General features: G+C 63.4%; 12 protein-coding genes. 4 read left to right on the top strand and 8 right to left on the bottom strand.

What is annotated here, in order from left to right:
• Positions 1–134: 134 nt before the first annotated feature.
• The 4 genes from JY500_RS01495 to JY500_RS01480 all read left to right on the top strand — a co-directional run bounded on the left by JY500_RS01495 (position 135) and on the right by JY500_RS01480 (position 5432).
• Entirely contained in the window at positions 135–920 is a 786-nt protein-coding gene (locus JY500_RS01495) for a DUF6502 family protein (protein ID WP_172201564.1), read from the top strand.
• Positions 917–2764 (top strand): DUF5666 domain-containing protein, encoded by a 1848-nt coding sequence (locus JY500_RS01490; RefSeq protein WP_206254826.1) that lies wholly within the window; start codon positions 917–919, stop codon positions 2762–2764. Before JY500_RS01495 ends, JY500_RS01490 begins: the two co-directional genes overlap by 4 nt.
• Positions 2765–2952: 188 nt before the next feature.
• Positions 2953–4932 (top strand): UvrD-helicase domain-containing protein, encoded by a 1980-nt coding sequence (locus tag JY500_RS01485; RefSeq protein WP_206254825.1) that lies wholly within the window; start codon positions 2953–2955, stop codon positions 4930–4932.
• 74 nt (positions 4933–5006) lie between these two features.
• Positions 5007–5432, top strand: a complete 426-nt coding sequence (locus tag JY500_RS01480; RefSeq protein ID WP_172201570.1) for an STY0301 family protein — start codon at positions 5007–5009, stop codon at positions 5430–5432.
• Positions 5433–5454: 22 nt separating this feature from the next.
• On the opposite strand, the gene JY500_RS01475 is transcribed toward JY500_RS01480, so the two are convergent.
• From JY500_RS01475 to xylF, 8 genes are all read right to left on the bottom strand, one after another.
• Positions 5455–5730 (bottom strand): ubiquitin family protein, encoded by a 276-nt coding sequence (locus JY500_RS01475; RefSeq protein ID WP_172201572.1) that lies wholly within the window; start codon positions 5728–5730, stop codon positions 5455–5457.
• Complete coding sequence (locus JY500_RS01470) at positions 5727–6851, bottom strand: beta propeller repeat protein (RefSeq protein ID WP_206254824.1); 1125 nt, start codon at positions 6849–6851, stop codon at positions 5727–5729. The genes JY500_RS01475 and JY500_RS01470 overlap by 4 nt, the downstream gene beginning before the upstream one ends.
• Before the next feature lie 10 nt (positions 6852–6861).
• Positions 6862–8154: a polyamine export protein PaeA gene (gene paeA, locus JY500_RS01465; RefSeq protein WP_206254823.1), complete on the bottom strand. Its 1293-nt coding sequence runs from the start codon at positions 8152–8154 to the stop codon at positions 6862–6864.
• Between the two features lie 137 nt (positions 8155–8291).
• Positions 8292–9776, bottom strand: a complete 1485-nt coding sequence (locus JY500_RS01460; protein ID WP_172201578.1) for a peptide MFS transporter — start codon at positions 9774–9776, stop codon at positions 8292–8294.
• A 122-nt stretch (positions 9777–9898) separates the two neighbouring features.
• Positions 9899–10438 (bottom strand): hemerythrin domain-containing protein, encoded by a 540-nt coding sequence (locus JY500_RS01455; RefSeq protein WP_206254822.1) that lies wholly within the window; start codon positions 10436–10438, stop codon positions 9899–9901.
• 144 nt (positions 10439–10582) lie between these two features.
• Positions 10583–11743 (bottom strand): sugar ABC transporter permease, encoded by a 1161-nt coding sequence (locus tag JY500_RS01450; RefSeq protein ID WP_172201590.1) that lies wholly within the window; start codon positions 11741–11743, stop codon positions 10583–10585.
• A gap of 38 nt (positions 11744–11781) precedes the next feature.
• Positions 11782–13323: a D-xylose ABC transporter ATP-binding protein gene (xylG, locus tag JY500_RS01445; protein ID WP_172201592.1), complete on the bottom strand. Its 1542-nt coding sequence runs from the start codon at positions 13321–13323 to the stop codon at positions 11782–11784.
• 114 nt (positions 13324–13437) lie between these two features.
• Positions 13438–14454, bottom strand: a complete 1017-nt coding sequence (xylF, locus tag JY500_RS01440) for a D-xylose ABC transporter substrate-binding protein (protein ID WP_206254821.1) — start codon at positions 14452–14454, stop codon at positions 13438–13440.
• Between the last annotated feature and the right edge of the window lie 54 nt (positions 14455–14508).

Below are 14508 nucleotides of genomic sequence, written 5' to 3'. Positions count from 1 at the left end.
ACTTGAAGTTCCACGAATATGGGAAATAATTCCATTTATGGAACGCCTCCCACGGATTCCTTGCTGACGAGATCATGGACGCTCCCACCGGACACCCGACCCGCGCCGACATCCTGCTGGATGAAACCGAACGCATGCTGCTGCCGCTCGCGCGGCTGCTGATTGCCAACGGTATTGGTTATCCGCAGCTCGCTGCGCGGCTCAAGCACGTTTTTCTTGCGGCGGCGCGGTTCGAGCTCGCCTCGGAAGGGGGCCGCCAGACCGACTCCGCGTTGAGCTTGCTCTCTGGCGTGCACCGGAAGGATATCCGCGCCGCGAAGATGGCCGCCGAGAATGGCGAGCCCGCCATGGGCGCGCCGCTGTCCCGCGCGGCCGAAGTATTCACTCGCTGGATGCACGACCCCGACCTGCGCGCACCGGATGGGTCGCCCAGGGCGCTGCCGCGAACCGGCCCGGCGCCGTCGTTCGAGACGCTCGTTGCCTCGGTGTCCACCGACTTTCACGCCCGTAGCATGCTCGATGAGCTGCTGCGCCTGGGCGTTGTTCGGATCGAGGGGGAGTCGGTCGTGCCGAGCCGCGACGGCTTCGTACCGCGTGAGGGCTTCCGCGAACTCGCCTATTACTTTGGCGAGAACCTGCGCGACCACATGGCTGCAGCGGCAACAAACCTGTGCGCTGCAGATCGCGGCGAGAAGCCGGTCTTTCTTGAACAAAGTGTTTTTGCCGACGGGCTGACGGAAGCTTCGGCGGCCGCGCTCGGCGACGTTGCGCGCGGACTCTGGCGCACCGCTTTTGACAGCATGGTGGGTGAAGCCGCCCGTCATTGCGAACAGGACAACACGGCGGTCGCCGACCGCCGGATGCGTTTCGGCATCTATTACTACGCCGAACCGACAACACCCCAGGAGGACAAATCGTGAAACTCGGTATCAAGGGATGGATTGCCACGCTGGCGACGGGCCTCGTGCTCGCCGCTTGCGGTGGTGGCGGCGGCGGGGACTCGGGTGTCGGCTCGGGCGGCACGGGGGTTGCGCCCAATGGTTTCAGCAGCGGCACCGTAACGGGCTTCGGCAGCGTCATCATCGACGGTGTGCGCTTCGACGATAGCAGCGCAAGCATCGAAGTCGAACGTAACCCGGCGAGTCCGACCGCGGGTACCAGCAGCGACATCAAGCTCGGCATGAAGGTTGAGACCGAGCTGAACCCGGACGACACGATCAAACACCTGACCGTTGCGCCGGAAGTGATCGGCCGCATTTCCAGCCTCAGTGGCACAGGTTTCGTTGTTGCCGGCCAAACGGTGGTGATTTCGACCGACCCGGCAACGCCGACGGTCTTTGAAGGTGCGACCGGCCTTGCTGACCTGGCTATCGGCGACATCGTCGAAGTACACGGCGCGCGCGACGCCAGCGGCGCAATCGTCGCGACACGTGTCGAACGCAAAGACCCGACGACAAGCGCCACGCTGGTACGCGTGGTCGGCATCGTGACCGCGCTGGACAGTACCGCCAAGACCTTCAAGATCGGCACGCTGACCGTCGACTACGGTGCTGCGACCGTGCTGCCGGCAACTGCTACGCTGACCGAAGGCCAGCGCGTCGCGGTGTGGAGCAACGTCGCGGTGAGCGATGCGGGTGTGTTGACCGCCAAGGCAGTGCGAATCAAGAACCCGAGCATCGCGGATGGCGCAAAGGTTCGACTCGGCGGGCTGGTGGCCGACCTCGGCACCACGAATGTGACCTTCAAGCTTGCTGGCGTGAGCGTGGATGCCAAGACCGCCACGTTTGAGAAGGGCACCGTCGCAGATCTGGCCAACGGCCGTGCCGTGCGGGTTGAAGGCACATGGACCGCGGGCAAGGTGGTTGCGAGCAAGGTCAAGTTCGTTCGCGACGAGGGCGATGCCGAGGTGAGCCTCACCGGCGCGATCACCGATTTCGTATCGGTATCGAGCTTCAAGGTGCGCGGCGTACCGGTTGACGCCTCCACCGCAACGCTGTCGGGCGGCACGGTGGACAACCTCGCCAACGGCGTGCTCGTGAAGATCGAAGGGGCCTACGATGCCGGCGTCGTCAAGGCGACCTCGCTGACTTTCTCCACCACGCCGGACGGTGGCAAGCGCACCTTCCCCGGCAAGGTCAATAGCTACAACGCTACAACCGGCAACTTCCGGCTGTCGGGCTTCGACATGATCTTCCATGTCACCGACACCACGGTGTACACCAACGCCAACGGTAGCGCCGCCAGCGTTGATGACCTCGCCAACGGCAAGCGCATCCTCGTGCGCGGCAGCTTCAGCGCCGGCGTGCTGGTGGTCAGCGAAGTGAAGTTCGTGCCGGATGCCGGCATGGGTGTGCGGCTTGAGGGCCTGCTCTACGCACTCGACGCCACTGCGAAGAGCTTCGAACTCAACGCCGTTGTCGTGACCTGGAACGACGCCACGGTGTTCGAGAACGGCAGCGCGAGCGACCTCGCGAATGGCGTCAAGGCCGAGGTCACCGGCACGGTCAGCAGTGGCAAGGTGGTCGCGACCAAGATCGAGATCAAGCGCAGCGACCTGCCGACGATTGCCGAGGTGCGTGGCGTGATCACCGACTTTGTCTCGGCGACCGACTTCAAGGTCGCCGGCCAGAAGGTCACGACGACCGATACCACGGTCTTCAAGGACGGTCTCGTCGGCGCACTGGCGAACGGCCGCATCGTGGAAGTCCATGGCACGCTCAATGCGGGCCTGCTGACCGCCACGATGGTCCAGTTCGAAGACTGATGCGGTGCCGGGCAGACGCCCGGCGCTGAGATCAAGGGGGTCGGGCACTGCCCGGCCCCTTTTTCGTGCACCAAACGCCAGCGACAGCGCCCCCTGCCACCGGAACGCCGCAGCAGACGCGTCGTCGCCCGGTTTGCCGCGCCGCCTCCGGTAGAATCACGCCTCCACGCCTGCGGTTCCCGATCCCGATGCTGTCCACCCTCAACGCCCCGCAACGCGAGGCGGCGAAATATCTTGATGGTCCCTGTCTCGTGCTGGCCGGCGCCGGCTCGGGCAAGACGCGCGTCATCACCGCAAAGATCGCGCACCTCGTGAAAACCTGCGGCATGAGCGCGCAAAACATCGCCGCGATCACCTTCACGAACAAGGCCGCGAAAGAGATGCAGGAGCGCGTCGGCCACCTGCTCAGCGGCGGCGAATCGAAGGGCCTCACGGTGTGCACCTTCCATGCGCTGGGCGTGCGCATCGTGCGGCAGGAAGCCAAGCTCGCAGGCCTCAAACCGCAGTTCTCGATCCTTGACGCCTCCGACACACACCAGATCGTTGCCGACCTCGCGACCAACGCGGACAAGGCCATGCTCAAGGCGATCCACTGGACGATCTCAGGCTGGAAGAACGCGCTGATCACGCCGCAAGAGGCCGAAAAGCTCGCCAGCGACGAGATCGAAGCCGCTGCGGCAAAACTCTACCCGGCCTATGAGAAAACCCTGCGCGCCTACCAAGCGGTGGACTTCGATGACCTGATCGCGCTGCCGGTGCGCCTGTTCGACGAGCACCCGGAGGCCCGCGAGCGCTGGCAGAACAAACTGCGCTACCTGCTGGTCGACGAATACCAGGACACCAACCGCGCTCAGTACAAGCTGCTGCGCCAGATCGCCGGCGTGCGCGGCGCCTTCACCGCGGTCGGCGACGACGATCAGGCGATTTACGCCTGGCGCGGCGCCGATGTGGAAAACCTCAACCAGCTCGCGCGCGACTATCCGAACCTGCGCGTGATCAAGCTGGAACAGAACTACCGCTCCACCAACCGCATCCTGACCGCCGCAAACACGCTGATCGCCAACAACGAGAAGATGTTCGACAAGCGGCTATGGTCCGAGCACGGCATCGGCGACCCGATCCACATCGTTGCCACGCGCGATGCAGAAAACGAAGCCGAGGTGGTGATCAAGCGGATGCAGGCGCACAAGTTCGAATGCCGTACGCACTGGCGCGATTACGCGATCCTGTATCGCGGCAACCATCAGGCACGCCTGATCGAACAGACCCTGCGCAACTTCAAGGTGCCCTACGTCATCTCCGGCGGGCAGAGCTTCTTTGACCGCGCCGAGATCAAGGACATCACCAGCTACCTGCGCCTGCTGCTGAACCCGGACGACGATCTCGCCTTCATCCGCTCGATGACCACACCGCGCCGCGGCATCGGGCCCGCGACGCTTGAAGCGCTCGGCAACTACGCCGGCAAGCGGCATATTGGCCTCTTCTCTGCCGCGTTCGAGGAAGGCGCGGAGCAGCATGTGCCGCACCGCCAGCTCGAAGCAGTGCGCGAGTTCGGCAACTTCATCAACAAGATCGAATACCGCGCCCAGCGCGAACCTGCCAAGCAGGTGCTCGACGACCTGATCCGCGCGATCGGCTACGAAGCCTGGCTTTACGAACACTGCGAGCAGCGCGAGGCGGAAACCAAGTGGAGCAACGTCTCCGACTTTGTCGGCTGGCTTGGTCGCAAAGGCGAGGAAGACAAGAAGAACCTGCTCGAACTGACGCAGACGATCGCGCTGATCTCGATGCTCGACAAGGAAGACGAGGATTTCGACGGCGTCCAGCTCGCGACGCTGCATGCGAGCAAGGGCCTTGAGTGGCCACATGTATTCCTGATCGGCGTCGAGGAAGGCCTGCTGCCACACCAGAGCAGCATTGACGAGGACAAGGTCGAGGAAGAGCGCCGCCTGATGTACGTCGGCGTGACCCGCGCACAGCGCAGCCTGACGATCACCTACTGCGACCGTCGCAAGGCAGCGGGCGAATGGCACACGGTGGAGCCCTCGCGCTTCATTGAAGAACTGGGCGCCGACAGCGTGAAACGGCCGGACAAGAACGCAGTGGTGTCGAAGGAAGACGCAAAGGCCAAACTGGCCAACCTGCGTGCGATGCTGGGGCGGACCTGAAGATCGCCAGGCACCCTGACGAAACACGCGGCTTGCGCTACGCTGAACAGACCTACCGAGCCCACGGAACCGCCATGCGCTACCTTGCACTGCTGCTTGCCGTCCTGATTTGCCCGGCCGCATTCGCACAACGTTATGTCGAGGTGAAGTGCCCGCCCGCCTTCGACACATCGCTGAAGCTCGCCGGTGGTTACGCCACCTTTGCGCCTGCTTCGGCCGAAGCAAGCGCCGCCGAAGTGCCGAGTACCCCCGCCGCGCTGGCCGGCGCCGAGGTGTATGTCGGCGACCCGACCAAGACCCCGCAGCTTCAGGAAGAACAGGGCAGCAAGGGCAGCCAGCGCGTGACGTGGTATCTGCCGGGCCCGAAGATCATCGCGTGCCGTTACGAAGGCACCGAACGGCGCATCTACCGGATGATCTACCCGCCTGCGAACGAGTGCTCGGCGCTCCGCACACCGCCCGCCGGCAAGCCGCTGATCGTCAGCTGCCGAACAAGGTAGTCACGGTGCGGCTGTCGCGTCGTTAACCGCCCGACAGCGCCGCGACAATCATCACGTCCTCGCCCTCGCCCACCGGCACCGCGATGCCGGGCACAGCCGCGCTGCCGACGAAGATGCGGATGTGCCGACGGATGCCGTCTTGCTCGTCGATCAGCCGATGCCGCACACCGGGCCAGCGGGCATCCAGCGCCGCCATCACATCCGCCAGTGTCGCAGGCGCGGCGCAGTCGACCAGCACATCGGCCAAGCCGCCGCTGTACTGATGCAGATGCGTCGGCAGGCGCACTCGCACGATCACGCGAGTCGCTCCGCTTCAAGCGCGTAGATCTCGGGCAAATGCCGCGCGATGCAGCGCCAGTTATCGCCTTCGTCCGTGCTTGCCCATACCTCGCCACCCGTGGTGCCGAAGTAGACGCCGGCGGTCGACTCGCCATCCACCGTGAGGGCCTGGCGTAGCACGGTGAACCACGCCTGCTCGCCCGGCAGCCCGCTACGGCACATCTGCCAGCTATCGCCGCCATCGCGCGAGCGCATCACACACGGTTTGCCTTCGGGCGACACCCGCGGCCACACGCTGCCGGCATCCATCGGGATGGTCCAGATCGTGTCGGGCTGGTGCGCGTGTATCACGATGCCGAAGCCGATATCGCGGCGCACGCCGTCCTGCGGCAGATTTGCGCCAATATCGACCCAACGGCCATCCGCCTCGTCGCGGCGGAATAGCCCGCAATGGTTCTGCTGATAGAGCCGACTCGGGCGCGCCGGGTGCATGCGCACGCAGTGCGGGTCTTGCCCGAACACCGGGTAGGGGTCGGGGTAGAACTCGGCGCGCGCGCCCTGATTGATCGGCGTCCAGTCCGCCCCGCCCGCGCGTGACTCGAAGGTGCCACCGCTCGACATCGATACGAACAGGTGTGCAGGGTCTCGCGGGTCAACCAGCACCGAATGCAGCTTGCCGCCATCTGGCGTCTGGTCCTTGTCGTCGCCGCACCATGCGCGTCGGTCCGGGTGCGCGTTGAAACCCTCGACACTGGCCCAGTTGAGGCCACCGTCACTCGAAACGAAGAGGCCTTGCGGACTGGTACCAGCATACCAGGTACCCGGCTCGCTCGCGTGCCCCGGGGTGAGCCAGAACACGTGCTCCACCACCCGCCCTCCTGCCGCCTTTGGGAAGGCGGGTGGTGTCACCGCCTCCTGCCAGGTAGCCCCCGCGTCGGTGGAACGGAAAACGGTCGGCCCCAGGTGGCCGGTGCGCGCAGCAACCAGCGTGGTGCGGCCGTCGCGTGGGTCGAGCCGCGCATGGTGGATCACGTTGCCGAGGAAGTGCGGACCTTCAAGGCGCCAGTCTGTACGCGCAGCGTTGCCACGCAGAATCCAGAGTCCCTTGCGGGTTGCGATCAACAGTGCAGTGTCAGCCATGGCGCGCTCCTCACTCGATCCGGGTCACCATGACCTGGTCGATCTTGAAATTGTCGATATCGACCGCCTCGAAGCGGTGGCCGGCAAACTCGAAGCCTTCAGCGCGTTTGGGGATGCGCTTCATCATGTACATCATGAAACCGGCGGCGGTGTCGTAGCCCTCTTCGCCCGGTGCGTACTCGACGTCGATCAGGCCCTTCACATCGCCGATCGGCGTCATGCCGTCGACCAGCCACGACCCTGGGCCGCGCTGCACGATCTGCTGGTCGTACTGCGGCACGACGATGTGGTCCATCAGGCAATGCACCAGATCGTCCAGCGTCACGGTGCCGACCACCAGCGCGTACTCGTTGACCACCACGGCGAAGTCATTGCGCGCGTCCTTGAAGCGTTCGAGCATGTCGGCAAGATTCAGTGCGTCCGGCACCACCAGCGGCTTGCGCAGTTCCAGGTGACTGAGTACCGCGGGCAGGTTGTCGATGTCACCGGCGGCAAGCACTGGCATCAGATCGCGCAGTTCTAGGAAGCCAATCACGTCGTCGATGCGTTCGCGGCACACCAGGAAATCCTCGGCGTGGCCGGTCATCAGCTTCTCGCGCAGCGTGGCCGCGTCTTCGGTGATATCGAGGAAGACAACGCTGTCGCGCGGCGTCATCGCAGCGGCGACCGGGCGTTCGCCAAAGCCCAGCACGTTGCCGATGAGTTGATGTTCGTTACCCTGCAGGGCGCCGGAATCCGCCCCAGCATCGACCATCGCCACGATGTCGTCGGTCGTCACGCGGTCTTCGCGTGCAGCCGGCAATCCGGTGACATGGAAGAACAGATTCGCGACGCCGTTGAAGAGCAGCACCAGCGGCGCCAGCACAATGGTCAGCACACGCATGGGCCGCACGATGCGGATCGCCCAGCGCTCCGGATCCGCCATCGCAATGCGCTTTGGAATCAGATCGGCAAACTGGATGAACAGCGCGGTGATGGTGACAAAGGACATCAGAAAGCCAAGCGAGGACGCCACCTCCTCGCTGCCACCGCCTAGCTGGATCAGGCGGGCAAACGTTGGCGACAGCGCCCCCTCGCCGACGATGCCACCGAGAATCGCAACGGTATTCAGCCCGACCTGCACGACGGTGAAGAAGTAGCCGGGCCGCTCCTGCAGCCCGATCACATCGCCGGCGCGCGGTTCACCGCCGTCCAGAATCGCGTGGAGCTTGATCTTGCGCGCGCTGGCGAGCGAGATCTCGGCAATCGAAAAGAAGGCGCTCAGCGTCATCAGGCCAAGCACGATCAGGAGTTGCAGCGACATCGACATCCGGTTTCCCCGTTTTGCACCCTGCCCTGCGGACTATAGGTGATGACGCGCCGGGCTGCGAGCGCCGCCCGGAAACAACAAGGGCGGGCCACTTTCGCGACCCGCCCCTTACAGCAGCTGTGCCCGATGCCTTAGCCGCGACCGTGCATCAACTTCTTGAGCATCGGCGTCAGCGCCAGCAGCACCAGACCAGCACCGATCGACGAGCCGACGAGGAACCAGTACAGCGGAATATCAAAGCGCTGCAGCATGTGCTCGAGCGTGCCGGAGAGGTAGTTCGCAACCGCCGAACTGAGCAGCCAGACCCCCATCAACAGTCCGGCGAAGCGCGCAGGCGCCAGCTTGGAGACCATCGACAGCCCGACCGGCGACAGCATCAACTCACCCACCGTGTGCAGGAAATAGACGATGAACAGCCAATGCGGGCCGACCTTTCCGGTCTGCTGCGCTTGGGCCTGTGCGATCGCCAGCACAATGAAACCCAGACCCAGCACGATCATGCCGAGCGCCTGTTTGGCGGTAACCGGCAGCGCGAAACGGGACCGATCCAGCTTGGTCCAGAAGGCCGAGAACACCGGCGCCAGCAACACGATCACAAGCGGGTTGATCGACTGGAACCACGATGCCGGGATCTCGAAGCCGAAGGCGTGGCGATCGGTCTGCTGGTCGGCGAACAAGTTCATTGTGCCGCCGGCCTGCTCGAAGCCCATCCAGAAGAAGATCACGAAGAAGCAGGTGATGCAGATCGCCACGATCGCATCCCAATCCTCGCGGCTGAGCGGCTTGGCGTTCGGATCCTTGCTGCCGAAGCGGTTCGGCAACCATAGCGCGAGGCCGATCACCGCAAAACCAAGCGCAAGCTTAGCCACCAGCGGCAGCGGCGCAACCGCCGCCGAAATCAGCCCCCACAGCGCAATCGCTGCGTACACGAACGGCACGCTCGCGGCGCTGATCGCGAGAATGCGCGACCAGTCGCGGCGATCCATCGCGCGCTGGCCGGCACGCAGACCGGCATCGCCGAGCAAGTGTTGCCAGCGCAGCAGCGTGAACACACCAATCGCCATGCCCACACCAGCCGAGGCGAAGCCCCAGTGCCAGCCCAGCTTTTCGCCCAGCGTGCCTGCGACGAGCGGCGAAAAAAAGGCACCAAGGTTGATGCCCATGTAGAAGATCGTATAGCCACCGTCGCGGCGCGGATCGTGCTCGCGATAGAGCTGGCCGACCATCGTCGAGGTATTCGGCTTGAAGAAACCGTTGCCGAGAATCAGCAAGCCGAGCGCGAGGTGGAGCAAGGGCTCGAACGCCATCGCGAAATGGCCCAGCATCATGATCAGGCCACCAATGACAGCCCCCTGGCGCAAGCCAAGGTACTTGTCCGCAAGGTAGCCACCCAGCAGCGGCGTGAGGTAGACCAGGCCGGTATAGATGCCGTACAGCTCCAGCGCATCCTTGCGCTCATAGCCCAGCGCATTGACCAGATAGAGCACCAGCAGTGCTCGCATGCCGTAGTAGGAGAAGCGCTCCCACATCTCGGTGAAGAAGATGACCTTGAGACCGGGCGGGTGGCGCTCGAACTCGTCAGCGGCGGGGACTGCCGGATGCACGATGGCGGACATGGGTTCTTTTCTATTGTGGTTGGGGCCGGGTAGGCCGAAAAGAAGACGGCGCTCCGGTGGGAGCGCCGCGATTGTCGCATTCTGCTGCGGGGGGCGCAGCCCCCCGATTAGCATGGAACCGCTCAGTGGCCGTGACAGCCGCCGCTGCCGTCGCACGCATGAGCCGCTTCGCCATCATGGCTGTGACAGTGTTCGCCGTCTTCATGATCGTGATCGTGGTTCTTGCAGGCGTGCGAGCCACCGCAGGGCGAGGCGATCGGCGCCTGATCGATGTCGGCCATCGTCAGGCCGTTCTTCAGCATGGCGGCCAGCGCAGCATCCATGCTCGCAGCGTGATGGCGGAACCATACCGGCAGCTCTTCGGCCAAGCGGCGGCCAAGCCCGAAGTCACCTTTGTCCAGCTCGCTGCGCACCGCGCGCATCACGCCCAGCACACGCTCATGCTCATTGCGATGGCAGCCGGGGAAACCGATCGATTCGGCCCAGGCGTTTTCCTGCTCGAAGTGGGCAACACAGTGCTCGATCAGCGCGTCGAGCGTGGCTGCGAGGTCGGCATCGGTCGCCATGCACATCGCGTTGACCGCGGCGGCAAAGTCTTCGTGGGTGGCATCCATCTCGGCATGGCCGAGCACGAGTTCTGGCGTCAGTTCAAATGCGGCCATGGCGGCCTCCTGCAATGCAAAGTCGGGCAGTGTAAGCGAAGCGGCGCGCCGGCGAGGTGACCCGAGTCAACGTAAAAAGGGGGCGCATAGCGCCCCCGCAAGGCATCCGGGAGGAGACCCGGAGAGCCGACTACAAGCGAACTATTAGCGTTCGTTGGAGCCCGACATCACATCGACCCAGACCGCCAGCAGCAGGATGCTGCCCTTGACGATCATCTGCCAGAAAGTTTCCACGCCGAGCATCGACATGCCGTTGTCGAGGCTGGTCATGATCAGTGCGCCGATCATCGCGCCGGACACCGTGCCGGCACCACCGCGCATCGACGTACCGCCGATGAAGCAGGAGGCGATCGCGTCAAGCTCACCCATGTTACCGGCCGAAGGCGAACCCGAGGCCAGGCGTGCCGTGGTGGTCAGGCCGGCGAAGGCACACATCAGACCCATGATGCCGAAGATCGACATCTTGATGAACTGCACATTCACACCAGAGAGGCGGGTCGCTTCAAGGTTGGAGCCGATCGCATAGATGCGGCGACCGAACACCGTGCTGTTGGCCATGAAGCTGAACACACCGGCCACCACCAGCAGAACCAGCACCGGCACTGGCACACCCTGGTAGGACTCGAGCGTATGAACGAAGCCGAAGATCAGCGCGCCGGTCACACCGAGCTTGATCGCGTCCTGCCACATCGGCGCGACAGTCAGGTTGTATTTGGCGCGGTTGGTACGGGTACGCAGGCTGATGAAGACCAGCACCGCGAACAACACGAGCGCGAGGATGTAGCCGATGTTGGCCGGCAGGTAGGCCTGACCGATCGCGATGAGCCCTTCGGATTCGACCGGCACCGTGGAACCCTGTGTCAGGCCGACCAGGATGCCGCGGAAGGCCAGCATGCCCGCCAGACCGACGATGAAGGACGGCACACGCAGGTAGGACACCCAGTAGCCGTTCATCAGACCGACCAGGACACCGGCAAAACACACGATCGCAATCGTGCCCGCAACCGGCACCTTGTAGGTCGCATCCAGCACGGCCGCGAGACCGCCGAGCAAACCGAGCAGCGAGCCAACTGACAGATCGATTTCACCCGCGATGATCACGAACACCATGCCGGAAGCCAGCATGCCGGTGATCGCCATCTGCCGCAGCAGGTTGGAGAAGTTGCGTGACGTGAGGAAGGACGAGCCGTCCGCGGTCATCGTCATGTAGCCGAAGAAGGACCAGATCACGACGATCGCGATCCCCAGCGCCAGGACTTTGTACTTCCCGAATAGTGTTTTGATGTTCTTGGCAACGGAACTCATTTGGTGTGCCTCTGTAGTTTTTTTAGTGGTCTTGCGAATCAGGCTGCAAGCGATTGTTCGGATTGGCCCAAGGCGGCAGTCAGCACCTGTTCCTGCGTCAGGCCCTGATTGACGAAGTCGCCGCGCAGCTTGCCTTCGCCCATCACCAGCACGCGGTCACTGATGCCCAGCACTTCCGGCAGCTCGGAGCTGATCATGATGATCGAGAGCCCCTGCTTGACCAGCTCGAACATGAGCTTGTAGATCTCGTACTTCGCACCGACGTCGACGCCGCGCGTCGGCTCATCGAGGATCAGCACCTTCGGGTTGGGCAGCAGCATCTTCGAGACCACCGCCTTTTGCTGGTTACCGCCCGAGAGGCCACGGATCTGCAGCAGCGGCGTCGCTGTCTTGATGCGCATCCGCGCAATCGACTGCTGAATCGTGTGCATCTCGGCCTCGGCGTCGATACGACCCATGTGGGCGTAGCTCGGCAACGTCGAAATCGTGATGTTGTGGCCCACGCCCATTAGCGGCACGATGCCATGGCGCTTGCGGTCTTCCGGCACCATGCAGATGCCCTGCTCGACAGCGTCCTTCGGCGAATTCACATGCAGCGGCTTGCCTTCGAGCGTCATCTCGAGCGAGTGATGGCCCGCGTAGTAGCCGAAGATCGCCATCGCGAGCTCGGTACGCCCGGCGCCCACCAGCCCTGCAACGCCCAGGATCTCGCCCTTGCGCAGCTGGAAGGAAACGTTATCCACCCGCTTGCGCTTCGGATTGTTCACGTCGTAGCAGGTGACGTTCTTCGCTTCGAAGATCACCTCACCGATCGGGTGTTCTTCGCGCGGGAAAAGGTTCTTGATTTCGCGGCCGACCATCATCGTGATGATCTCGTTGGTGTCCATTTCGGACATCGGCCGGGTGCCAACGTGGGTGCCGTCGCGGATCACGGAAATCGTGTCGCAGACCTCGGCAATCTCGTCGAGCTTGTGGCTGATCATCACGCAGGCCACGCCCTTCTTCTTCAGATCCTTGATGATGTCGAGCAGGATCTGCGTTTCGGACTTGGTCAGCGATGAGGTCGGCTCATCGAGAATCAGCAGCTTGGCCTTCTTGTTGAGGGCCTTGGCGATCTCGATCAGTTGCTGGTGACCACCGCCGTAGTGCATCACCGGCAGCGCCACGTTGATGTCAGGCATCTTCAGTTCGTGCATCAGCTCTTCGGCGCGCTGATACATCGCCGAATAGTTCATGCGGCCACCGGGCAGCGTGATCTCGTTGCCCATGAAGATGTTCTCGGCGACCGAGAGCTGCGGTACGAGCATCAATTCCTGGTGGATGATGACGATACCGGCTTCTTCGGTTTCGCGGATGGTACGGGCCTTGAGCTCCTGGCCTTCCCAGAAGATCTGACCTTCCCAAGTGCCGTGCGGGTAGACCGCGGAGAGCACCTTCATCAGCGTAGACTTGCCTGCGCCGTTTTCGCCACACAGGCCAACGCATTCGCCAGCGCGCACTTTAAGGTCGATTCCGTCGAGCGCCTTGACGCCGCTGAATTCCTTGACGATGCCTCGCATGTCCAGGAGGTATTCGGACATGGCTTTTCCTTCTAGTGAGTAAAGAAGGCAGGCGCGCCGGGAAGGGGAGGTGGCGCGCCCACCGGGGCCGGCGTCGCTTCCGCACCGGAGCGGAAGCGGGCCGGTGCTGCTGACTTACAGGCCGAGCTGCTTGGCGGTGTAGAAGTTGTCCTTCACCAGCGTGTCGATGTTGGCCTTGGTGATGATCGTCGGCGTCAGGAGCAGCGAGTCGATCTTCTTGGCCGAACCATTGTCGAGCGCGTTGTTGAAGGCCGGCTTCTCACCCTTGGCGAGCTGCACCGACAGCTTGGCGGCTTCCGAAGCGATCAGCTTCAGCGGCTTGTAGACCGTACCGGTCTGCGTACCAGCGATCACGCGCTTGCAAGCAGCCAGGTCGGCGTCCTGACCGGACACGGCAACCTTGCCAGCCAGGTTCTGGGCAGCCAGCGCCTGGATTGCGCCACCGGCGGTACCGTCGTTCGAGGCGACGATCGCGTCGATCTTGTTCTTGTTCGCGGTCAGCGCGTTTTCGATGATCGACAGCGCTTCAGACGGGTTCCACTCCTTCACCCACTGCTGGCCGACGATCTTGATGTCGCCCTTGTCGACGTACGGCTTGAGGACCTTCATCTGGCCTTCGCGCAGCAGCTTGGCGTTGTTGTCGGTCGGCGAGCCGCCGAGCATGAAGTACGAGCCCTTCGGCTGAGCCTTCACGACCATTTCGGCTTGCAGTTGGCCAACGCGCTCGTTGTCGAACGAGATGTAGGCATCGACATCGGCGTTCAGGATCAGGCGGTCATACGACACGACCTTGATGCCGGCCTTCTTGGCTTCCTTGATGACGTTCGTCAGCACCTTCGAGTTGAAGGGAACGATCACGATCACGTCGACTTTTTGCGCGATCAGGTTTTCGATCTGCGAGATCTGGCGCTGCTCGTTCGCATCAGCCGACTGAACGCTGACGGTCGCACCCATGGTCTTTGCCGCTTCGACGAAGTAGTCGCGGTCACGCGCCCAACGTTCGACGCGCAGGTCGTCGATGGAGAAACCGATCTTCGGGTTTGCCTTGTCAGCAAAGGCCGGAGCGGCCATCAGGGCGGTACCAACAGCAAAAGCGGTCAACAGGGCACGACGCATCGGGCTGGTTTTCATTGAAGTCTCCTTTGTAGTGGCGCTTGCGGGCTTTTGCCCGCCATCTCTTCTGGC

Origin of the sequence: Niveibacterium microcysteis (genome assembly GCF_017161445.1) — a bacterium.
Lineage (GTDB): Bacteria > Pseudomonadota > Gammaproteobacteria > Burkholderiales > Rhodocyclaceae > Niveibacterium > Niveibacterium microcysteis.
Note: the sequence above shows the minus strand (reverse complement) of the source record. Positions and strands in the feature narration are given on the sequence as shown.